Annotated in this window: 20 protein-coding genes; 13 read left to right on the forward strand and 7 right to left on the reverse strand. The window is 65.0% G+C overall.

All coding sequences use genetic code 11. The annotated features are described in order from the left end of the window. From gspF to gspN, 8 genes are read left to right on the forward strand one after another with little or no spacing between them, the layout of a single operon-like run. Complete coding sequence (gspF, locus tag IWW33_RS16565; RefSeq protein ID WP_012315992.1) at window positions 1–1203, forward strand: type II secretion system inner membrane protein GspF; 1203 nt, start codon at window positions 1–3, stop codon at window positions 1201–1203. A gap of 18 nt (window positions 1204–1221) precedes the next feature. After that, window positions 1222–1656, forward strand: coding sequence for a type II secretion system major pseudopilin GspG (gene gspG, locus IWW33_RS16570; RefSeq protein ID WP_046784384.1), 435 nt, complete (start codon window positions 1222–1224; stop codon window positions 1654–1656). 3 nt (window positions 1657–1659) lie between these two features. Then, the gene (gspH, locus tag IWW33_RS16575; protein ID WP_046784383.1) at window positions 1660–2097 is read left to right on the forward strand and encodes a type II secretion system minor pseudopilin GspH; all 438 of its coding nucleotides are present in this window, start codon (window positions 1660–1662) and stop codon (window positions 2095–2097) included. Further along, window positions 2094–2462 carry a type II secretion system protein GspI gene (locus IWW33_RS16580; RefSeq protein WP_046784382.1) on the forward strand — a complete coding sequence of 123 codons (369 nt, stop codon included), beginning with the start codon at window positions 2094–2096 and terminating at the stop codon, window positions 2460–2462. Before gspH ends, IWW33_RS16580 begins: the two co-directional genes overlap by 4 nt. Further along, window positions 2459–3049, forward strand: coding sequence for a prepilin-type N-terminal cleavage/methylation domain-containing protein (locus IWW33_RS16585; protein WP_046784381.1), 591 nt, complete (start codon window positions 2459–2461; stop codon window positions 3047–3049). The genes IWW33_RS16580 and IWW33_RS16585 overlap by 4 nt, the downstream gene beginning before the upstream one ends. Then, window positions 3046–4134: a GspL/Epsl periplasmic domain-containing protein gene (locus IWW33_RS16590; protein ID WP_174142350.1), complete on the forward strand. Its 1089-nt coding sequence runs from the start codon at window positions 3046–3048 to the stop codon at window positions 4132–4134. The genes IWW33_RS16585 and IWW33_RS16590 overlap by 4 nt, the downstream gene beginning before the upstream one ends. Next, window positions 4131–4517 (forward strand): type II secretion system protein GspM, encoded by a 387-nt coding sequence (gspM, locus tag IWW33_RS16595; RefSeq protein WP_174142351.1) that lies wholly within the window; start codon window positions 4131–4133, stop codon window positions 4515–4517. Before IWW33_RS16590 ends, gspM begins: the two co-directional genes overlap by 4 nt. Next, window positions 4514–5173 carry a type II secretion system protein N gene (gene gspN / locus IWW33_RS16600; RefSeq protein WP_119687696.1) on the forward strand — a complete coding sequence of 220 codons (660 nt, stop codon included), beginning with the start codon at window positions 4514–4516 and terminating at the stop codon, window positions 5171–5173. The genes gspM and gspN overlap by 4 nt, the downstream gene beginning before the upstream one ends. A 61-nt stretch (window positions 5174–5234) precedes the next feature. On the opposite strand, the gene IWW33_RS16605 is transcribed toward gspN, so the two are convergent. From IWW33_RS16605 to IWW33_RS16620, 4 genes are all read right to left on the reverse strand, one after another. Further along, window positions 5235–9761 carry a hemagglutinin repeat-containing protein gene (locus IWW33_RS16605; RefSeq protein WP_174142352.1) on the reverse strand — a complete coding sequence of 1509 codons (4527 nt, stop codon included), beginning with the start codon at window positions 9759–9761 and terminating at the stop codon, window positions 5235–5237. A 27-nt stretch (window positions 9762–9788) separates the two neighbouring features. Continuing rightward, window positions 9789–11468: a ShlB/FhaC/HecB family hemolysin secretion/activation protein gene (locus tag IWW33_RS16610; RefSeq protein ID WP_174142353.1), complete on the reverse strand. Its 1680-nt coding sequence runs from the start codon at window positions 11466–11468 to the stop codon at window positions 9789–9791. A gap of 160 nt (window positions 11469–11628) precedes the next feature. After that, entirely contained in the window at window positions 11629–12183 is a 555-nt protein-coding gene (locus tag IWW33_RS16615; protein ID WP_012315982.1) for a L,D-transpeptidase family protein, read from the reverse strand. Window positions 12184–12201: 18 nt separating this feature from the next. After that, window positions 12202–12753: an NUDIX hydrolase gene (locus IWW33_RS16620; protein ID WP_046784376.1), complete on the reverse strand. Its 552-nt coding sequence runs from the start codon at window positions 12751–12753 to the stop codon at window positions 12202–12204. Between the two features lie 126 nt (window positions 12754–12879). Between IWW33_RS16620 and IWW33_RS16625 the strand changes: the two genes are divergently transcribed. The 5 genes from IWW33_RS16625 (at window position 12880) to purT (ending at window position 16023) form a co-directional block, all read left to right on the forward strand. Then, complete coding sequence (locus IWW33_RS16625) at window positions 12880–13479, forward strand: CoA pyrophosphatase (protein ID WP_046784375.1); 600 nt, start codon at window positions 12880–12882, stop codon at window positions 13477–13479. A gap of 41 nt (window positions 13480–13520) precedes the next feature. Next, complete coding sequence (locus IWW33_RS16630; RefSeq protein WP_039602029.1) at window positions 13521–14045, forward strand: gamma carbonic anhydrase family protein; 525 nt, start codon at window positions 13521–13523, stop codon at window positions 14043–14045. Beyond that, entirely contained in the window at window positions 14038–14238 is a 201-nt protein-coding gene (locus IWW33_RS16635; protein WP_039602028.1) for a DUF1289 domain-containing protein, read from the forward strand. Before IWW33_RS16630 ends, IWW33_RS16635 begins: the two co-directional genes overlap by 8 nt. 59 nt (window positions 14239–14297) lie before the next feature. Beyond that, window positions 14298–14765, forward strand: coding sequence for a VUT family protein (locus tag IWW33_RS16640; RefSeq protein WP_174142354.1), 468 nt, complete (start codon window positions 14298–14300; stop codon window positions 14763–14765). Window positions 14766–14841: 76 nt separating this feature from the next. Next, window positions 14842–16023 (forward strand): formate-dependent phosphoribosylglycinamide formyltransferase, encoded by a 1182-nt coding sequence (gene purT / locus IWW33_RS16645; RefSeq protein WP_174142355.1) that lies wholly within the window; start codon window positions 14842–14844, stop codon window positions 16021–16023. An 83-nt stretch (window positions 16024–16106) separates the two neighbouring features. Here the strand turns inward: purT and IWW33_RS16650 are convergent, their stop codons facing one another. The 3 genes from IWW33_RS16650 to IWW33_RS16660 form a co-directional block, all read right to left on the reverse strand. Further along, window positions 16107–17408 (reverse strand): MFS transporter, encoded by a 1302-nt coding sequence (locus IWW33_RS16650; protein WP_046784372.1) that lies wholly within the window; start codon window positions 17406–17408, stop codon window positions 16107–16109. A gap of 279 nt (window positions 17409–17687) precedes the next feature. After that, window positions 17688–18893, reverse strand: a complete 1206-nt coding sequence (locus IWW33_RS16655) for a transporter associated domain-containing protein (protein ID WP_046784371.1) — start codon at window positions 18891–18893, stop codon at window positions 17688–17690. Window positions 18894–18902: 9 nt separating this feature from the next. Next, window positions 18903–19712 carry an inner membrane protein YpjD gene (locus IWW33_RS16660; RefSeq protein ID WP_174142356.1) on the reverse strand — a complete coding sequence of 270 codons (810 nt, stop codon included), beginning with the start codon at window positions 19710–19712 and terminating at the stop codon, window positions 18903–18905. Window positions 19713–19803 lie beyond the last annotated feature (91 nt).

Consider the following 19803-nt stretch of genomic DNA (forward strand, 5'->3'; position numbering starts at 1 on the left):
ATGCCGACCTTTCGCTACCAGGCCGTTGATCTAGCCGGCAAGACCCACAAAGCCAGCCTGCAGGCCGATACCGAACGCCACGCACGCCAGTTGCTGCGCGAGCAGGGCTTGTTCCCCCGCCAGTTGCAGCGCTTCGAAAGCGGTGCCCGGCAGCCGCGCCGACAACGCCTGAGCCGTGCCCAGCTGTGTGAGCTGACACGCCAGCTGGCGACCTTGACCGGCGCGGGCATCCCGCTGGTCGATGCCTTGGCGACGCTTGAGCGCCAGTTGCGCCAGCCAGCCCTGCACGGGGTGCTGGTGGCTCTGCGTGGCTCGCTCGCCGAGGGCCTGGGCCTGGCCCGTAGCCTGGCCCGCCAGGGCGCGCCGTTCACCGGTCTGTACTGCGCGCTGGTCGAAGCCGGTGAGCGCTCCGGGCGGTTGGCCCAGGTGCTTACCCGGCTGGCAGACCACCTGGAACAGGTGCAGCGCCAGCAGCACAAGGCGCGTACGGCACTGATCTACCCCTGCGTGCTGATGGGCGTGTCACTGGCGGTGGTGATCGGCCTGATGACCTTCGTAGTACCCAAGCTCACCGAACAGTTTGCCCATGCCGGGCAGAGCCTGCCGCTGATCACCTCATTGCTGATCGGCCTGAGCCAAGGCCTGGTGCACGCCGGCCCCTGGCTACTGGGGCTGGCCATCCTCACGTCGCTGCTGGCCAGCTGGTTGCTGCGCAAGCCGCACTGGTGCCTGCGCCGCGACGACCTGCTGCTGCGCCTGCCACGCGTGGGGGGGCTGTTACAGGTGCTGGAGAGTGCCCGCCTGGCGCGCAGCCTGGCGATCCTCACCAGCAGCGGTGTTGCCTTGCTCGAAGCCTTGCAGGTGGCCACTGAAACCGTCGGCAACCGGCGTATCCGCCTGGCCATGGAGCAGGTGCGCCAGCAGGTGCAGGGCGGCACCAGCCTGCACCGGGCGCTGGATGGTTGCCAGCAGTTCCCGCCGTTGCTGGTGAACATGGTCGGCAGTGGCGAGGCCAGCGGCACCCTGGCCGACATGCTCGAGCGCGTGGCCGACGACCAGGAGCGTGGCTTTGCCCGCCAGGTGGATACGGCCATGGCGCTTTTCGAACCCCTGATGATCCTGGTGATGGGCGCCGTAGTGCTGTTCATCGTGCTGGCGGTGCTGCTGCCGATCATGCAGCTCAACCAGGGCCTGCAACTGTAGATGACAAGGAGCAACCCCATGCAGCATCGACGCAAGCGCCAACACGGCTTCACCCTGATGGAAATCATGGTGGTGATTTTCATCATCGGCCTGCTGATCGCCGTGGTCGCGCCCAGCGTGCTCGGCAACCAGGACAAGGCCATGCGGCAGAAGGTCATGGCCGACCTGAGCACGCTCGAGCAGGCGCTGGACATGTACCGGCTGGACAACCTGCGCTTTCCCAGCAATGAGCAAGGCCTGGCTGCGCTGGTGAAAAAACCGACCCAGGAGCCGCTGCCGCGTGCCTGGCGCAGCGATGGTTATGTACGCCGCCTGCCGGAGGACCCGTGGGGCACCCCGTACCAGTACCGCATGCCTGGCGAGCATGGCCGGGTCGATGTGTATTCGTTGGGCGCCGATGGTGTACAGGGCGGCGAAGGCCAGGACGCCGACCTGGGTAACTGGGCGCTGTGAGCGATGCGCCCACAGCGCGGTTTCAGCCTGCTCGAATTGCTGGTGGTGCTGGCCATCGCCGGCCTCATGACCGGGCTTGCGGTGGCCTGGCTGGACAGCGGCAAGGCCAGCGTCGATCAGGCGTTGCAGCGGCTGGCGGCGCACGTCCACACCCAGGCTGCACTGGCCCGGCATGCCGGGCAATTGCGCGGGCTGCGCTGGACCGGCCAACACCCGGAGTTCGTGCGGCGTGAGCGCGAGGGCTGGGTGGCCGAACCGGTCAGCTTTGGGGACTGGCCCAAAGGGCTGCGCCCCGACTGGCCGGCCAGCCTGCAGCCGCATCTGCAGTTCACGCCGCAAGGGTGGGCCCAGCCGGGTTCGGTGCGCTGGCACTGGGCAGGTGGCAGCCAGCGCTGGGCGTGGGGGCGTGACGGCCAGTTGCGAGTGGGGTTGTCACCATGAAGCGCACGCAACAGGGGTTCACCCTGCTGGAGGTGACCGTGGCCCTGGCGATTGCTGCTGTGCTGGCGGTGATCACCAGCCAGGTTCTGCGCCAGCGCCTGGCAGTGCAGGACAGCGTGCAACAGCATCGCCTTGGCGTGCTGTGCGCTCGCGAGCTGCAGGCGCGCTTTGCCGTGGAACGGTACTGGCCGGCCAGCAACCAGCCCAGTGGGGTGTTGAACCAGGGCGGGCAGGCGTGCCACTGGCAGATGCAGCTGCGCCGTACCGGCGTGCGCGACCTGCGTCGCGGCGAGATGCAACTGTATGCCGACCGCGATCAGCGCCTGCCGTTGGGCCAGTACACGGTTTTTCTGGAGCGTCCATGAAGCGGCGCCAGGCAGGCTTGACCCTGATCGAACTGATGGTGGCCATGGCCTTGACCGCGCTGCTGGGGGTCATGCTCGCGGCGCTGGTCAATGGCTGGCTCAAGGTCCGCGAGCGGCTGCAGGTAACCCGCCAGGAGAACAGTGTGCTGGAGTTCTGCCTTGCGCTGGAGCGGCGCTTTGACAGCCCGGTACTGCGCCGGGTGTATGAGCAGCGCCTGCCACTGGCCAGCCGCTGGCTCGACTGGCAGCCCGATCGCCAGCAGTTGCTGTGGGTGGCAGCCACGGCTGTGCCAGAGGCCGAGGGTGGCTCACGGCTGCAGCGCCAACGCCTGCGTTTCGACCCCCGCGAACAACGCCTGATGCTGGAAACCTCGGCAGACCTGTACGCCGCCAGCGAACCCCGTTGGGTCGTGCGCGAGCAGCTGCAGCAGGTCAGTGCGCTGAATGTTCTTTATCACCAGGGAGGCCGATGGCTGCCCTGGCCTTCCGACCAACCCGCGCACCCCGGCCGTGGTGTGCGCGTGCAACTGCAGCGTGATGGAGCCCCCTATGTCTGCACCTTCACGCTCCCTTGGGGGCGTTCATGAAGCTTGAATGGCGGCGCCGTGCGCCGGCGCGGTCTTGGTTGCTGCTGCGCCCGGGCGTGATCTGGGACTGGCTGTTGGTTGAAAACGGTGTGGCCCAACGGGAAGGCCAGGGCGAGCCACCGGCGAACCTGGACGCAAAGGTAGCGCTGATCATCCCGGGCGAGCGGTGCAGCCAGTTCGAGCTGGCTGCACCGCCGGGCCTCAAGCGTGATGAGTGGCCCTTGCTGCTGGAAGACCACTTGCTGCAGAACGCCGAACAGGTGCAGTGCGCTTGCCTCGCTCGCCAGGCAGGGCAGTTGCGCCTGCTGGCGGTAGCCCGCCAGGCGCTGGACGAATGGCGTGGCCAGTGCAGCGAATGGGGGCTGCAGATCGAGCGCTGTTGGGCCGAGTTCCAATTGTTGCCCACGCCTGAGCCCGGGACGGGCTGGCAGTGGCAGCGCGCGCCTGGCCTGTGCCTGTACCTGGGGCGCAGCGAAGAGGGGAAAGCCCATTGGCTGGCCTGGCCTGACGCGCTGGGTGAGGTACCGCAGCAGCCCTGGGATAGCCTGCGCAAAGCCACCCAGGTCGGGCGCTGGCCGGGAACGCTGGCGTCGCTCGACACGCTGCCAAGCCTGTTCGAGCGAACCCGTCAGGCCCGCTCGGCGCCCCGTGTGCCGGCCCTGCCGCGCGCGCTGGTTGTCACCTGTTTGGTGCTGGCCGTGGTGTGGTGCGGGTTATGGGCGGGCCAGCAGTGGCGGCAGGTACAAACCTGGCGCACGCAGGTGCTGGCCGTGACCGGCACCCAGGCCAGCCCTCGGCAAGCGTCGCAGGCCCTCAAGCGCCTGCGCGAAAGCGAACTGCAACAGCAACTGCGGGAGCGTCAGCTTCAAGACCTGCAGGCACGCCTGCAGGCCTGGCTGCATGAGCACCCAGGCTGGCGCCTGCACGCGGTGCGCTTCGACGGCCAGCGCTGGCACCTGCGCCTGCAGGGCGAGGGGAGCGAGCCGCCCTGGCAAGAAATGGCAAGCGCCGCCGGAGCGGCGGTGCAGGTACTGAGCGCTGCGCCAGCGGCGCACGTGGTTTTCGATCTGGGAGCGCCAACATGACCCGAGCGTGGTTTCAGCGTCATCGATTGTTGCTCGCCTGGTGCCTGATCGGCTTTCTGCTGGCGTTGTTGGCACTGCGCCAAGGCGTGTCGCAATGGCGCGAGCTCAGCCAGTGGCGTGGGCTGGCAGTGCAGGCCGCCGCCTTCCCCAGCGGGCCAGGCGTGAGCCTGGAGCGGCTGCGTCAGTCTGCCCAGGCGCGGCGGGTCGAAGTTGCCGAGGTCGAGGTGCAAGGCAAGGTGTGGCAACTGCGCGGCCAGGTGGCCGATGAGCAGGTTTTGCAGCGCTGGCTGCAGGCCTTGCGCGCAGAGGGTGCCCAACCGCTGCAGTGGGGCCTGGAGCAGGATGGCAATGGCCTGCGTTTCGACCTGGTGTTGCAGCCATGAGCCGCCGTGGGCTGCTGTGGGCCGGGCTGGTGTTCAGCCTGACTTTGCTGGTGCAGTTGCCGGCGTCCTGGGTTGCACAGGGCTTTGGCCTTCCGCTGCATAGGGTCAGCGGGAGCCTGTGGCAGGGTCAGGCGCAGCAGGTCGGGCCGGTCGGGCCCGTACGCTGGGCGTTGCAGCCCTGGCGCTTGCAGGCCACCGCACAGCTGGGCTTTCAGGGCCAGGGCTGGCAGTTGCATGCCGAAGGCTGGCCATGGCACTGGCGGTTGGACGTAACCGCACAGGCTCCCCAGGCGAGTGTGCAGACGGCCTATCGGCTGGCCGGGCAGTGGCAGGGCACGCTGCGCCTGCAAGGCGCGGGGGGGCAGTGCCGAACCAGCGAAGGCCGCATCACGGTCACCGACCTCGCCTTGAGTGAACCTTGGTCGCTGGGATTGGGGCAGGGCTGGGTAGAAATGGATTGCCGCACAGGCTGGCGCCTGCACGGGCAGCTGATACAACAGCGTGAGCATCAGTTGGCGCTGGATGCAGACCTTCTGGGGCGTCACGCAGTGGTGGCGGCCGAACTGCAGCCGGACGCGGCCCTTACACCGCTGCTGCGCGCTGCTCGGTTGCTGGGGCCACAGGCATTGACGGGGCAGGGGGAGTGGCGTTGGTAAGCAGCGGTTGACGTGACGTTCATGGCCCTATCGCCGGTTTGCCGACGACAGGGCCTGTGGATCAGTTGGCTTTCCCTTCAATCCCCGATGCCCACTGCTCACTGCGGCTATGCCCACTGGTGCGTAGCAAGCCAAGGTCCAGTGCATTCTCGCCGTCTGCGGCACCTTTGCCTTTGCTGATCTGGGCAATGGCGGTACCCAGGTCTACCGGCGAATTTGACGCATCGATCGACACATCCCGGCGGTAATCATTGCCGCTCAGCGTCTCCTTGGTCACCGCGTTGGCGGTGAGTTTCACTTCACCCTTGGCCGATTGCAGGCGGGCGCCTGTCAGGTGAGCGTCACCGCCAACCGTCAGGTCTACCCCATCGCTGCCCTTGAGCGTCGTCTGCTGGGCTACGCCATCACGCTGAACATGCGACACATCGAGCCTGAAGGTTGGCGAAACGCCCGGGTCGGCCTTGGCCAGGGCGGAACCTGCTTTTTCGCTGACCTTGCTTCCCAGCGGCCCCGCGACGGCCTTGGCAGCGTTCACATAGCCTTGCGGGTTTTTCTCTTTGCTCAGCCGTGTATCACCTTTTACGGTCAGGGTATCGACGCTGTCCTTGCGGCTGGCGATGCGCAGATCGCCGTCGATTGCGCCGCTGATGCGCCCGGCTTCCAGGCTTACGCCTTCGATGCGGGTGTCGCCGCGGCTTTGCAGGTCGATACGCTCGGCGCGCAGGTTGCCGGCGTTCCAGATGAGGTTGTCGCGCTTGTCGAGGTTGACCTGAACACGGCCGTGCAGCCCAAGGGTGTCGGTGCCGCCCTTGGATGTGTTGAAGCCGGCGCCGGCGGTGATGTCCAGGTTGTCGCGCCGCTCGACGTTGGATGACGCTTCGATCAGCATGCCGCCCTTGGCGGCATTGATGCCGATGTGCTCGGCCGATGCCTGCAGGCCCTGCAGATGCACGGCGAGGTCCTCGCGAGCGCGGCTGTCGAGGGTCAGTTTGCCTGCGCTTTGGAACTGCGCATCGATTGCCTGGCGGGCGTCCTCGTTCTTCTTGCCATGGTTGAAATGGCCCCCGATGGCGCCACCTTGGGTGGTGCCGGTCTTCACGGCCAGCTCCAGGCCGCCGCCCAGGTTCCCGCCAGTGGCCTGTCGGGTATTGCTCGCAGCTTTGACCTGCAGGCGGCCATCGCTTTGCAGGAGCGTATCGCCGACCTTGGCCTCGCGGCTGCCAATACGCGTGCCTTCGAGCAGCATGTCGCCCCCGCTGGTCAGGCGCACTTGGCCTTTGGCGTCGACCTGCGCCACCTGGGCATTGGTTTGTGTAGCCTGCTGCTGGGCATGGTCGAGATAGCCTCGGCCGTCGACGCCGGTGCTGCCCGGGCGGTTGCCGACCTTGGCCCAGGCGTTGCCATCGAGCTGGCGAGCGCGCTGTTGAGCGTGGTCGGTGGCCTGGGCCAGCGACAGTGTAGTGCCACTCTGGATCACTACGTCGCCTTCACCGCCATCGATGCGCGTGCCTTCGTAGCGGCCGTCGCTACCCAACTGCACCTGAATGCCCTGTTGCCCATAAAGGCTGCCCGGCACTGCGGTGCTGGCGGTATCCTGCTTGCCCTGCGAGCCGCCCTTGCCGGAAGCGCGGACGTTCAGGTCGCTCCCCGAACTGGTATCCACGCGCAGGTCACCGCCGTAGGCCAGGCGCTGCACGTTATCTTCCCGGGTGTTTTCGGCGGCGCGCAGGTGGTGCTGCTGGGCGTCGACCTGCAGGGCGCCGGCGTTGGCACGCCAGGTGGTGCCCTGGTCATCGAGGGTATCGGCCTTGACCTTCACGTGCCCCCCTGCCAGTTCGCTCACCTGGGCAAAGCCGCGGCGCTGGTTTTCCAAGCGTTTGAGGTGGTCCAGGGTCATGTCGCCGCCAACGCTCGGTGCCACCATTGCGTCTTCGGGCGAGGCTTGCTGGAAGCGCGCCGCTTCTTCGCCCTGTACCAAGCGTTCGATCGGCCGGGTCACGTCACGGTACTCCAGGCTGGCGCCGATGCTGCCTGACCAGTCATTGCGCTGCACTTCACGTTCATGGGTGTCCTGCACGGCACGGTTCTCAATGCGCTTGGCAGTTACCTGAAGGGTGTCGCCTGCGTTGACGCGTGCAGCTTCGGTGATCAACTCGTCGGCGCTGAGCTTCAGGTCGCCGCTGGCCTGCAGCCCGGTGCGTTGCGTCTTGCTGTCGCGTTCGGTGGTGACTTCGTTGTTGCGATGGCCTTCGAACAGGCTGCCCAGCCGATCCATACCGCCGGTCACCGTCAGGCCACCACCGCTTTGGGTAGAGCTGCCGGACGACACGCGCTCGTTGCGTGTGACGCCAAGGCTCACCTGTTTGGCCTGCACGTTCAGGTCGCCCGCATTGGCCTGTACGCTGGAACCGTTGACCTGTAGCTGCGCGCCGCTGTCCAGGCCAACCGTAGCGCCCGTCAATTCGCTGGCCACCTGCGACGTTTCGCGTTGTTGGCCTGTGCTGGTGACCACCTCGTAAGCAACGCCGGCGGCGTACTGGCGCGACTCGGGCTTGCCGTCTTCGGCTTCTGCGGTCTGTTTGGCGCTGGCCGTGAAACCGCGCTGCTGGCTGCGTGTTTCGCTCTCATCGCTTGACTGTGTGCTACCGATCAACAGGTCGCCCTTGGCCTCGACCTGCAGATGCCCGCCGGCCGTCACCTTAGAACCCTGGATGCGCAATTCTTCAGCACTGGCCAGCCGCAGGTTGCTGGCAGAGCTGACGTCACTGCTCAGCACCTGCTGCTTGCGCTGCGTGCGCTCGCGATCGTTGCCGATCAGGCCGAACAGCTTGCTGCTGCTGTCGCGGTCGGTGGCCACAGTGCTGGCGTGGTCTGCCTCGATCGCCAGGGCGCCTTTTTCGCTGTACAACACCGCGTCTTGGGCGCCGTGGACGGTGCTGCCCTTGATGCTCACCTGTTCAGCCGCAACGTTCAGCTTGCCATCGGCTGTAACGGCGCTGCCGGCTACGCGCTTACCTTGGGTATCGTTGCCTTTGCGGTCACCAAAGAAGGTGCCCGATACCAGGTCGCCACGGTAGTTGCGGCGTGTGCCCTGTTCCTGCAGCGCCGTTGTGCCGATTTCGACGTTGCTGGCGTTGATGTCCAGGCCGGCGCGGCTGTGCAGCTTGCTGCCTTGGACGGTGAGCGTGTCATTGGCCTTGACCGTCATGCGTGCGGCATTGAGCGTGCTGCCTTGTGCTGATTCCTTGTACTGGCTGGTATCACTGTCGCCGCGCCACAGGTCTTTGCGGTGGCGTACCTGCTCCTCGATACGTTGGCTGTTGGTGCCTGCACTGATATCCAGGTTGGCAGCGCTGTCGAGTGTCAGGTCGCCGCCCGCATCCACATTGGCTGCCAACAGGCGCATGTCGGCGCCGGACTGCAACAGCACGCTGTCACTGGCTTGCAGCTGCGCCCCGCGCAGTTGGTCGGCGGTGGTGGTACGTTCGCGCTGGTAGGTCTCGCGGGTAACGAAGAGGAACTTTTTGTTCCAGCTTTCCTGCTCGCGGGCGATGCTCTGGCGGCTTTCGGCATCCAGAGTGAGCTTCTTTCCAGCCTTTATCTCGATACGCTCGGCTTTGCCGTCGACGGCGCCAAGGCGCAGGTCATCGGCAGCGGTGAGTTGCAATGCGCCGTGTTCGCTGAGCAGTTCCCCGGGCCGGTTTTCATGCCCGCTGACCTGCAGCGCGCCGGCAGATTGAAGGGTGATGCCCTGGTCGGCCTTGATCTGCACCGGCCCCACCCGCACACCCGCGCCCTCGGCAGTGCTGACCACACGAATGCGCCCGGCACGCATGGCGCCGAACAGGTTGGCGTCGATGCTGGACGGCGTGCCCGGCAGATGCTCGATGACCTGCCCGTCGTCGTGACGCATGCGGTTGCGGCCAACGGTCACGGTGAGATCGCCACTGGCCGAGAGCACGCCCTTGCTGTCGAGTTTCGGCGCGATCAGGTCCAGCGCGCCCTCGGCATTGTGCTGGCCGCCTGTGAGCACTTGCAGGGTGCCACTGGCATTTAGGGTGTTGAGGTATTTGAGCTGTTCGTCCTGCAGCTCCGGTGTACCTACCAGGAAACCGGCCCGGGTGGTGTTGATGAAGGTCCCGCCATTGAGGGTGATGCCGTTCGGGTTGGCCAGGATGTAGTCGGCCGGGCGGCCGAAGATTTCCTGTGGGCCTTCGATCAGCGAGGCGTTGCGGCTGATCACCTCGTTGAGGATGGTCGAGGCCGCCTGGCCCTGGAACTGGGGGTTGGCCGCCAGCGCGCCGGCCAGTTGCGACTGCCCTGCCTGGAGGGCGTTGTTCAGTACCACGCCGGGGCGGGCGACGTTGTAGTCCAGGAACTGGTTGTGCGACAGGCCGCTGGCGTTGGGCGCGACGATGTCGATAACAGGTACGCCATGATTGTTGCTGATGAGCGGCGTACCTCCAGGGCCGGTGGCCGCCTCCAGGCCGTGTTCGGCCAGCGCGCTGGTGGAGGCGAGCAGGGCGAGGAAAATGGCCCAGCGCAAGGTATCGGGGCGGATTGCGGGTATCTGCGAGAGTGTGTGCATGTTCTCGTTCTCTTTGTTGTGGGTGAATCAGATGTTCAGGGCCCATTCAAGTACCCAGAATCCGGGTTCGAGCAGCGGGCGCTGCAGGTCGCTGGCATAGAGGGCGCGCTGATAGTCCAGGCGCAGGCGGCTGTGCGGCAGGTTCACTTCGATACCCGCCGTGGCACCTGCCAGCCGGCGCGGCGAAGCGCCTTGCGCCAGCCGCTCCCAGCCCAGGTCCAGGCCCAGGTAGGGGCGCACCGTAGCCGGTGTGGTCCAGGGCAATGCCAGCGGTTGGCTGAAGGTATTGCGCCAGGTGGCGGCGCTGGCGCCACTGTAGGTACGCAGGCGAAAGCCACGCACCGCCGAATCGTCGCTCAACAACATTTGCTCGACGGCCGGCAAGACATCGGTGCTGTACTGCAGGCCAAGTTCGCTTTGCCAGCGCCACGGCCAGTTCGCTGGCCCTTGGCGCAGGTGCAGCAGGCTGGCGCGGTACTTTCTAAAGTCGAGCTGCGGCGCAGCTGCGTGCTGGGCGGGTTGCTCGGCGCCCAGCCAGTGAGTGCCCTGGGCGACGCCGATGTAGGCGTTCCACAGGCCGTGGTCCAGCCAGAGCAGGTTGAGCCCGGCCTCCACGCTGGTCAGGGTGGGGCTCTGCAGGCCGATGACTGCAGAGCCGGTGCGGTTGATCAGTTGTTTGCGGTCCAGCCGGGCGCTGGCGCTGAGCATGCCGTACTGGTTGCGCCAGAGCATGCGCTCGGCGCTGACGCTCTGGTAGCTACTGTTGCCGTTGCTGTCGTACCGCCCTTGCGGAATCGGCGCGTTGTAGCGCAGTTGGCCGACATTGAGCGTGAAACTCCATGGGCCGTAGGGGATGCTGTAGTACAGGGTGACGCCCTGGCTGCGCCCCGGAGCATCGATGACCGTTGTCGACAGTGACAGGCGCAGGTCGTCGTTCAGGCCCAAGGGGCTGTCCAGGCCGATGCCGAGGTTCAGGCGGTGACGCCCGGTCAGCGGGCTGCCTCGGTTATCGAAGCGGCTGTCCAGGTGCCAGCGTGAAGCCACTTGGCGAGGCTGCAGCAGCACCCGGGTGCCGCCCTGCAGTTCGCCTGGCAACAGGTCGGCACTGAGCTCGAAGGCCCGCAGGCGGTTGAGCTGGTCCAGCCCCTGCTCAAGGTCTGGCAGGTACAGGGGGTTGCCCAGCAGATGGGGGAATGCGCTGTTCAGGGAGAGCGGCAGCTCGGCAGCCAGCTCGATCGACTCGACGAAGCCTTCGATGATGACGATGTCCAGCGGCGCGTCATGCGCTGGCGCTTGGCGCAGATAGGGGCGGCTGGCCGGGTAACCGGCGTGCACGTAGCGCTGGGTGATGGCCTTGAGCAGGTGGTTGATGTCGGCGATGCCCATGCAGGGCTTTATCAGCGCCTGGATGGCCGGCTCAAGCGCCTGTGCCGAAAGCTGCCGGTTGCCGGCCAGGCGAACGCCGGCTATCTCCCAGCAGCGGCTGTCGCTGGGTGGGTTCGGTGCGAGGGCGTCGCTGTGTTGCGCCGCTGGAGGGCGCTGCCAGCGCTGCAGCCGCTGTTGCTGCTCGAGCTGGCGCAAGGTTCGCTGTTGATCACGCAGTTGCTGGCTGGCAGGGTCGTCCGCCCATGCCTGCGGCATGGCCAGCAAGGTCGTCATGCAGCAGGCAAGCAGCCTGCTGGCGATGTGGCGGTATCGGGCTGGCATGGAAGAACCCCGCAAATGGCGTACGGCCTGCGTACTCGTTTGCGTGGATGCTAAAAACTTTGCCAGTCGATTGGATGCAGTCTGCTGCCTACACGGCAGTAGGGCAGATGTTTAATTGAAGTGGGAAGGTTCCTACAGCCTCAATTGGAATGCCGGACTATCAGGGCCGAATCTCGATCAATGTGCCGTCCGGCACCAGGTCCCAGACCTCGCGCATGTCCGAGTTGCGCATGGCGATACAGCCGTCGGTCCAGTCAAGCGTATGGAAATACCATTCGGGATACTCGTCGTTGATCGGGGTGCCGTGGATCATGATCATGCTGCCGGCACTCCAGCCCTCGCGTGTGGCCCGGGCTGCATCGCTGATGTTCGGGTAGGTGATGTGCATGGACAGGTTGAAACGGTCGCTTTGCTTGCGCCAGTCCAGCCAGTACAGGCCCTCGGGGGTCTTCTTGTCGCCTTCGCGCTGCTTGGCGCCCTTGGGCTGCTTGCCCAGCGAGATGCGGTAGGTTTTCAGCGGTTCGCCACGGCTGATCAACTGTAGGCGGCGCTCGGACTTGATCACCAGCACCTTGTCGATCAGTGGCTGCATGGCCGCCTGCGATTGCGATTGTGCCGGCAAAGGCGGCTGTGGCTTGCGAATGATGGTCTCGGTGAAGGCCGCCTGGGACACCGAGGTAACGCAAAGGCAGAAAAGGGCGAACAACCAGCGCATGAAGCGGTACCTGCAAACTTAAGTGGTGGGCGAAACGCTCATCGGTGGCAGGTACTCATGGCCTATGGGGTAATGCTGCCCGATGCGGTCGCGATAATAGCATTCTAGTGTGCGTGTGACGGTCCGGAAAGCCAGCTCGCCCCACGGTATCTCGTGTTCGTCGAACAGCCGCACCTCCAGGCTCTCGACGCCGATGTCGAAGTCCAGGTCGGCCAGTTCGGCGCGGAAGAACACATGCACCTGGTTGATGTGCGGCAGGTCGAACAACTGGTACAGGGCCATCGTGCCGACCCGGGCGCAGGCTTCTTCGACAGTTTCACGGCGGGCGGCCTGGTCCAGTGTTTCGCCGTTCTCCATGAAGCCGGCGGGCAAGGTCCAGAAGCCGCGGCGAGGCTCAATGGCTCGCCGGCAAAGCAGCACCTGGCTGCCCCAGACCGGCAGCACCCCGGCAACGATGTTCGGGTTCTGGTAGTGAATGGTCTGGCAATGATTGCAGACATACCGCAGGCGGCTGTCGCCTTCGGGTATCCGCTGAATGACCGGCTGGCCGCACGCGCTGCAGAATTTCATGCTGTTCTTCCCTTGAGCCCACGCTATCTTGGCGTGCCAGGCAGGCCTGCCGCAAGCGTACAGGGCTTGGGTGCTTCGCGGCTTTGGTGCATCATGCAGGGCAGGCCTTGGAAACGAGAGTGCGCAATGCTGGACGAGCTACTTCGCCGAATGAGCAACCACCAACCAGCTTCACTGGAAACCGACCGACGGTTCCCCGAGGCGGCGGTACTTTTGCCCATTACTCGCAGCGAAGCGCCCGAACTGGTCTTGACCCTGCGTGCCAAAGGGCTTTCCACCCATGGCGGTGAAGTCGCCTTCCCCGGTGGCAGGCGCGACCCGGAAGACCCCGACCTGATATTCACCGCGCTGCGCGAGGCCGAAGAAGAAATCGGCCTGCCGCCAGGCCTGGTGGAAGTGCTCGGCCCGCTGAGCCCGCTGATTTCCCTGCATGGGCTGAAAGTGACGCCATTCGTCGGGGTGATCCCTGATTTCGTCGAATACCGCGCCAATGATGCGGAGATCGCGGCAGTATTCAGCGTGCCGCTCGAATTTTTCCGCCAGGACCCGCGCGACCACACCCACCGTATCGATTACCAGGGTCGCAGTTGGTATGTGCCCAGCTATCGTTATGGCGAATACAAGATCTGGGGGCTGTCGGCGATCATGATCGTCGAACTGGTCAACTTGCTGTACGACGCAGGCATCAGCCTGCATCAGCCCCCCGAGCGTTATATAGAGATCTGAACGGGGCACACCCCGTCGCCGCTGATACCTGAGGAGCGAGAATGAAATACCGCTTGGGCGACCTGCGGGTCGAGAGCCATGCCACCAGTTGGGCCGCACCCAATGCCATGCTGATTGGCAAGGTACGCCTGCAGGCGCGCGCCAGTGTGTGGTTCGGCGCGGTGCTGCGCGGCGACAACGAGCTGATCGATATCGGCGAGGACAGCAATGTCCAGGACGGTACCGTGATGCATACCGACATGGGTTCGCCACTGACCTTGGGCAAGGGCGTGACCGTGGGCCACAACGCCATGCTGCATGGTTGCACGGTTGGCGATTACAGCCTGGTCGGCATCAATGCGGTGATCCTCAACGGTGCGCGCATCGGCAAACACTGCATCATCGGCGCCAATGCACTGATCCCCGAAGGCAAGGAAATTCCCGATGGTTCGCTGGTAATGGGGTCGCCCGGCAAGGTGGTGCGTGAGCTGACCGAGCAGCAGAAGCGCATGCTCGAGGCCAGCGCCGCGCACTATGTTCACAACGCCCAGCGTTATGCGCGGGACCTGGTGGTGGACGATGAGTGAGGTGATCGCTACCGAACGCCCGGTCGCTTCACCCTGCGTGAGCATCTGCGCGCTGGACGAGCAGGATGTCTGCACCGGGTGCCAGCGCACCGTAGCGGAGATCGGCCGTTGGGGGCGGATGGACAATACCGAACGCCGGGCGGTGCTCAAGCTGTGCCATGAGCGGGCGGTGGCGGCCGGATTGATCTTGTAAGCGCTGCGGTTGACTCGAAAATCAGGTAATCTGTGCCGCTTGCCGGACGGTCACTGCCCATGTTCTTTCTAATCGCTTACATCAGCAGCGTTGTACTGATCAACTTTGCCTTTTCCAGCGCCCCGCATCTGGACGTGATCTGGTCGGCCTGGGGTGGGCTGGTGTTCATCCTGCGTGACATGGTGCAGACCCGCTACGGCCATGGCGCGCTGATCGCCATGCTGCTGGCGCTGGTGCTGTCGTATGTCACTTCCGAGCCGGCCATTGCCCTGGCCAGTGCCACCGCGTTCTTCGTTTCCGAGCTGATCGACTGGCTGGTGTTCAGCATCACCCGGCGCCCCTTGCGTGACCGCTTGTGGTTGAGCTCGGCACTGAGCATCCCGGTGGACACCTTCATTTTCTTCGGCATGATCGGTGCCCTGACCCCCGCCGTGATCGGCACCGCGATGGCCTCCAAGTTCGCAGGCGTGACTGCGGTGTGGCTGGCCATGGCATTTCGTGCGCGTCGGGCTGCTGTCGCCGGCTGATGGTGTAGAATACGGGTCCTTTTTCAGCGGGCGGCGCTAAGACTGGCGCGGCCCCGGACGCCTTCGAGGACCTGAAATGACCCGTATCGGAACCCCATTGTCGCCTACCGCGACCCGTGTACTGCTCTGCGGCTGTGGCGAGCTGGGCAAGGAAGTGGTGATCGAGCTGCAGCGCCTGGGCGTCGAAGTGATCGCCGTGGACCGCTACGCCAATGCGCCGGCCATGCAGGTCGCGCACCGCAGCCACGTGGTCAACATGCTCGATGGTGTCGCCCTGCGCGCGGTGATCGAGGCTGAAAAACCGCATTACATCGTCCCCGAAATCGAAGCCATCGCCACCGCTACGCTGGTCGAGCTGGAGAACGAAGGTTTCAACGTCGTGCCGACCGCCCGCGCCACGCAGCTGACCATGAACCGCGAGGGCATTCGCCGCCTGGCGGCCGAAGAGCTGGACCTGCCGACCTCGCCGTACCACTTCGCCGATACCTTTGAAGACTATGCCAAGGCTGTGGCCGATGTCGGTTACCCGTGTGTGGTCAAACCGGTGATGAGCTCGTCCGGCAAGGGCCAGAGCCTGCTGCGCAGCGATGCCGACCTGCAGAAGTCGTGGGACTACGCCCAGGAGGGTGGCCGCGCCGGCAAGGGCCGCGTGATCATCGAAGGCTTCATCGATTTCGACTACGAGATCACCTTGCTGACCGTGCGCCATGTTGGTGGTACCACGTATCTGGAGCCAGTCGGTCACCGCCAGGAGAAAGGCGACTACCAAGAGTCGTGGCAGCCCCAGGCGATGAGCCCGAAAGCCTTGGCCGAGTCGCAGCGTGTGGCGAAGTCGGTCACCGATGCACTGGGCGGCCGTGGTTTGTTCGGCGTCGAGTTGTTCGTCAAGGGCGATCAGGTGTGGTTCAGCGAAGTCTCGCCGCGCCCGCACGATACCGGCCTGGTCACGCTGATTTCCCAGGACCTGTCGCAGTTCGCGCTGCATGCCCGTGCCATTCTGGGCCTGCCGATCCCGGTGGTGCGCCAGTTCGGCCCGTCTGCGTCGGCGGTGATCTTGCCTGAGGGCCAGTCGCAGCAGACCAGCTTCGCCAACCTCGGCGCAGCGTTGAGCGAGCCGGATACCGCGATCCGCCTGTTCGGCAAGCCGGAAATCAACGGCCAGCGCCGCATGGGCGTGTGCCTGGCACGTGATGAATCGATCGAAGCGGCGCGGGCCAAGGCGACCCGTGCGGCGCAGGCGGTCAAGGTCGAGTTCTAAGCTCAAGCTACAAGCTACAAGCTACAAGCTGCTAAGGGATGCCTTTTCTTGCAGCTTGCAGCTTGAAGCTTGCAGCTCAAAGATCACAGCTCTGTATTGCGGGTCTCTTTCAGGCACAGCACAGCAATCAGGCTGATCACCGCCGCCACCGATACATACCCACCCACCCAGCTCAAACCGCCCATGCTCACCAGTTTCTGGGCAAAGAACGGCGCCGCCGAAGCCCCGACGATGCCGCCCAGGTTATACGCCGCAGACGCCCCGGTATAACGCACGTGAGTAGGGAACAGCTCTGGCAGCAGCGCGCCCATCGGTGCGAAAGTCACGCCCATCAAAAACAGCTCGATGGCCAGGAACAACGCAACACCCGTGGTCGAGCCGGAGGTCAGCAAAGGCTCCATGGTGAAGCCCGAGGCCACCGCCAGCAGGCCGCCGACGATCAGCACCGGCTTGCGCCCGTAACGGTCGCTGAGCCAGGCCGACAGCGGCGTGGCCAGGGCCATGAAGACCACGGCGAAGCACAGCAGGCCAAGGAAGGTTTCGCGGCTATAGCCCAACGTTGTGACGCCGTAGCTCAGCGAGAACACTGTCGAGATGTAGAACAGCGCATAGCACACCACCATGGCGGCGGCGCCCAGCAGGGTCGGCAGCCAGTACTTGCTGAACAGGTCGACCACCGGCATTTTGACCCGCTCGTGGCGGGCCACGGCCTTGGCGAACACCGGGCTTTCTTCAAGCTTCAGGCGTACGTACAGGCCTACCAGCACCAGCGCGGCACTGAGCAGGAACGGAATGCGCCAGCCCCACTCACGGAACTGCTCGTCGCTGAGCAGCAGGGCCAGGGTCAGGAACAGGCCGTTGGCCGCCAGGAAGCCGATCGAAGGGCCTAGCTGCGGGAACATCCCGAACCAGGCACGCTTGCCCGCTGGCGCGTTCTCGGTGGCCAGCAACGCCGCGCCACCCCATTCACCGCCCAGGCCAAGGCCCTGGCCGAAGCGCAGCAGGCAAAGAATGATCGGTGCCCACACGCCGATGCTGTCGTAGCCTGGCAATACACCGATCAGCGTGGTGGACACCCCCATCAGCAGCAGCGAGGCAACCAGCGTCGACTTGCGCCCGATACGGTCACCGAAGTGTCCGAACAGTGCTGAACCCAGCGGGCGGGCGAGGAAGGCGATGCCGAAGGTAAGGAAGGCCGCCAGCATCTGCGCGGTGCCTGACCCTGAAGGGAAGAATACGGGGCCGATCACCAGCGCGGCGGCAGTGGCATACACGTAGAAATCGTAGAACTCGATGGCCGTGCCGATGAAGCTGGCGGTGGCCACCCGCGCGGGTGAGTTGACCGGCGCGGCAGGCGCTTGGGCATAAGTGCTGCTGGTTGTCATTAAGTAGGTCCCTAACAGTCTGGTCGTGCTCCATGGGCTTGGCCCGCGACGGTATACACTGGCCAGCAAAGGGCAGGTACGGTTCGCGGACGCCGGAGCGTATTGTTCTTTTGTTCGCCCGACTGACGATAGCCCAAGGGGGATAGGGGCGGGAGCGGGCACTGTTCGGGGTGTTGAAGCAGGACCGCAGGGCGCGTCAGTGGAGCGCGCTGGCCGTGTGGCGCCGGGTGCGGATAGCGGGCGGGACGGCAGGGCTGGGTAAGCGTGACCGGAGTATAGCTAGCGGGTCACGGTCCACACCAGTACCTTGCTGGCGCAATTGTCTTCTGTTTCGAGGATTTCCAAGCGATAGCGGCCGATCTTCAGGCAAACAGCGCTTTCCGGGATGCTTTCAAGGGCCTCGGTGACCAGCCCGTTCAGGGTCTTCGGCCCGCCGTCGCTGGGCAGGTGCCAGCCGAGGGTGCGGTTGATTTCGCGCAGGGAAGCGGCGCCATCGATGACGAAGGTGCCGTCGGACTGGGGGTGTACATGGGGGTTGTCGAGGCTGTGCTCTTCCTCGAACTCGCCGACGATCTCCTCGAGTATGTCCTCCAGCGTAACGATGCCCAGTACCTCACCGTATTCGTCCACCACCACGCCCAGCCGGCGCTGCTGCTTGTGGAAGTTCAGCAGTTGCAATTGCAGTGGGGTGCTTTCGGGGACGAAGTAAGGCTCGTAGCAGGCGCTGTGGAGCTTCTCCAGCGTCAGCTCGGCCTTGGGCAGCAGGTGGCTGATCAGCTTGGTGTTGAGGATGGCTTCTACCTGGTTGATGTCGTTGTGGTAGACCGGCAGGCGCGTGTGGCGGCTGAGGATCAGTTGCTCGATGATGCGCTCGATCGGCTCATCCAGGTTGATGCCATCGACCTCGTTGCGCGGCACCAGAATGTCGTTGACGGTGACCTTGTCCAGCGAGTGCAGGCCATCGAGCAGGCCGTGGCGCGGCATGTCGTGGTCTTCATCCTCGGTAAAGTCGTCATCTGCCTGCGGGTGCAGGGCCACTGCGGTGGGCGGTACGCGAAACGGCCGCAACATCAGCTTGGCGCAGCCGTCCAGCAGGCAAGCCAAGGGTTGCACCAGTGCCAATGGGAGCTTCAGCAGGCTGGCGCCCAGGCTGATGAAGGCCAGCGGGTTGCGCCGAGCCAGGCGCCGCGGCAGGTATTCGGCGAACACCAGCAGGCCAGAGGTGGCGGCCAGGCCGGCCAGCCAGAAACCGTGCTCGCCGTTGAGGCGTTGGCCGATCAGGCAGGCCAGGCCCAATACCAGAAGCTTGCCCAGGCTGGCGCACAGCACCAGGGCCTGGGCTGGCAGTACCGGTTGCCCGTCATCGCCGGGGCGCAACGAGCCGTTGAGTTGCAGGCGGGCGGCATCCACCGCGGTGAACAGCGCCGACCAGAGCAGCGCCAGTGCCAAAGTGCCGAGTAGCGGAGCGTACGGCAGGGTGTCCATGGGCGACCGTCAGATATGCAGGATGAATTCGCGGACCAGCTTGCTGCCGAAATAGGCCAGCATCAGCAGGCAGAAACCGGCCAGTGTCCAGCGGATCGCCTTGTGCCCACGCCAGCCCAGGCGGGTGCGGCCCCACAGCAGTACGCTGAAGACGATCCAGGCCACGCAGGCCAGCAGGGTTTTGTGTACCAGGTGCTGGGCAAACAGGTCGTCCAGGAACAGCCAGCCAGAGATCAGCGACAGCGACAACAGGCACCAGCCCGCCCAAAGGAAGCCGAACAGCAGGCTTTCCATGGTCTGCAACGGTGGGAAGTTGCGGATCAGCCCGGAAGGGTGCTTGTTTTTCAGCTGGTGGTCCTGCAGTAGCAGGAGCAGCGACTGGAACACCGCAATGGTGAACAGCCCATAGGCCAGGATCGATAGCAGGATATGAGCGAGGATCCCCGGCTCTTCATCGATCAGCGGAACGGTGCCGGGTGGGGCGAACTGGGCCAGCAGGGCCGTGATGGCGCCGAGCGGGAACAGCAGCACCAGCAGGTTTTCCACCGGTATGCGCAGGCAGGCCAGCAGGGTCAGGGTGATCACCGCCACGGCGATCAGGCTGGCGGCGCTGAAGAAGTCCAGGCTCAGGCCCAGCGGGGTGATCAGCTGAAAGAACAGCGCGCCGCTCTGGGCGATCACGGCGAGGGCGCCGAGCAGGCCGAGCAGCCGTTTGTCGGCTTTGCTCGACTGGGCCAGGCGCGAACCCTGATAAACGGTCGCCGCTATATATAGGCCGGCGGCGATCAGGTTGGGGATGAGGCTGGGTGAGGAGACCATAAGTCCTGGTGGGCAAGCCTTAAAGAGACGGAGTTTGGCATAGATCGCGCTGGGGGGGCTAGTGAGCTGCAAGCTTCAGGCTGCAAGCTGC

Source organism: Pseudomonas sp. M2 (assembly GCF_015751845.1).
In the GTDB taxonomy this organism is placed as follows: Bacteria; Pseudomonadota; Gammaproteobacteria; order Pseudomonadales; family Pseudomonadaceae; genus Aquipseudomonas; species Aquipseudomonas putida_E.

Bases quoted from the DNA above. Each gene is read 5' to 3' on its own strand.
- IWW33_RS16605 (WP_174142352.1), bottom strand. From the start codon at position 9,761: ATGCACACACTCTCGCAGATACCCGCAATCCGCCCCGATACCTTGCGC.
- IWW33_RS16635 (WP_039602028.1), top strand. From the start codon at position 14,038: ATGAGTGAGGTGATCGCTACCGAACGCCCGGTCGCTTCACCCTGCGTG.
- gspH (WP_046784383.1), top strand. From the start codon at position 1,660: ATGCGCCCACAGCGCGGTTTCAGCCTGCTCGAATTGCTGGTGGTGCTG.
- IWW33_RS16585 (WP_046784381.1), top strand. From the start codon at position 2,459: ATGAAGCGGCGCCAGGCAGGCTTGACCCTGATCGAACTGATGGTGGCC.
- IWW33_RS16610 (WP_174142353.1), bottom strand. From the start codon at position 11,468: ATGCCAGCCCGATACCGCCACATCGCCAGCAGGCTGCTTGCCTGCTGC.
- IWW33_RS16660 (WP_174142356.1), bottom strand. From the start codon at position 19,712: ATGGTCTCCTCACCCAGCCTCATCCCCAACCTGATCGCCGCCGGCCTA.
- IWW33_RS16590 (WP_174142350.1), top strand. From the start codon at position 3,046: ATGAAGCTTGAATGGCGGCGCCGTGCGCCGGCGCGGTCTTGGTTGCTG.
- IWW33_RS16640 (WP_174142354.1), top strand. From the start codon at position 14,298: ATGTTCTTTCTAATCGCTTACATCAGCAGCGTTGTACTGATCAACTTT.
- gspG (WP_046784384.1), top strand. From the start codon at position 1,222: ATGCAGCATCGACGCAAGCGCCAACACGGCTTCACCCTGATGGAAATC.
- gspN (WP_119687696.1), top strand. From the start codon at position 4,514: ATGAGCCGCCGTGGGCTGCTGTGGGCCGGGCTGGTGTTCAGCCTGACT.
- gspM (WP_174142351.1), top strand. From the start codon at position 4,131: ATGACCCGAGCGTGGTTTCAGCGTCATCGATTGTTGCTCGCCTGGTGC.
- IWW33_RS16615 (WP_012315982.1), bottom strand. From the start codon at position 12,183: ATGCGCTGGTTGTTCGCCCTTTTCTGCCTTTGCGTTACCTCGGTGTCC.
- purT (WP_174142355.1), top strand. From the start codon at position 14,842: ATGACCCGTATCGGAACCCCATTGTCGCCTACCGCGACCCGTGTACTG.
- IWW33_RS16630 (WP_039602029.1), top strand. From the start codon at position 13,521: ATGAAATACCGCTTGGGCGACCTGCGGGTCGAGAGCCATGCCACCAGT.
- gspF (WP_012315992.1), top strand. From the start codon at position 1: ATGCCGACCTTTCGCTACCAGGCCGTTGATCTAGCCGGCAAGACCCAC.
- IWW33_RS16620 (WP_046784376.1), bottom strand. From the start codon at position 12,753: ATGAAATTCTGCAGCGCGTGCGGCCAGCCGGTCATTCAGCGGATACCC.
- IWW33_RS16655 (WP_046784371.1), bottom strand. From the start codon at position 18,893: ATGGACACCCTGCCGTACGCTCCGCTACTCGGCACTTTGGCACTGGCG.
- IWW33_RS16580 (WP_046784382.1), top strand. From the start codon at position 2,094: ATGAAGCGCACGCAACAGGGGTTCACCCTGCTGGAGGTGACCGTGGCC.
- IWW33_RS16650 (WP_046784372.1), bottom strand. From the start codon at position 17,408: ATGACAACCAGCAGCACTTATGCCCAAGCGCCTGCCGCGCCGGTCAAC.
- IWW33_RS16625 (WP_046784375.1), top strand. From the start codon at position 12,880: ATGCTGGACGAGCTACTTCGCCGAATGAGCAACCACCAACCAGCTTCA.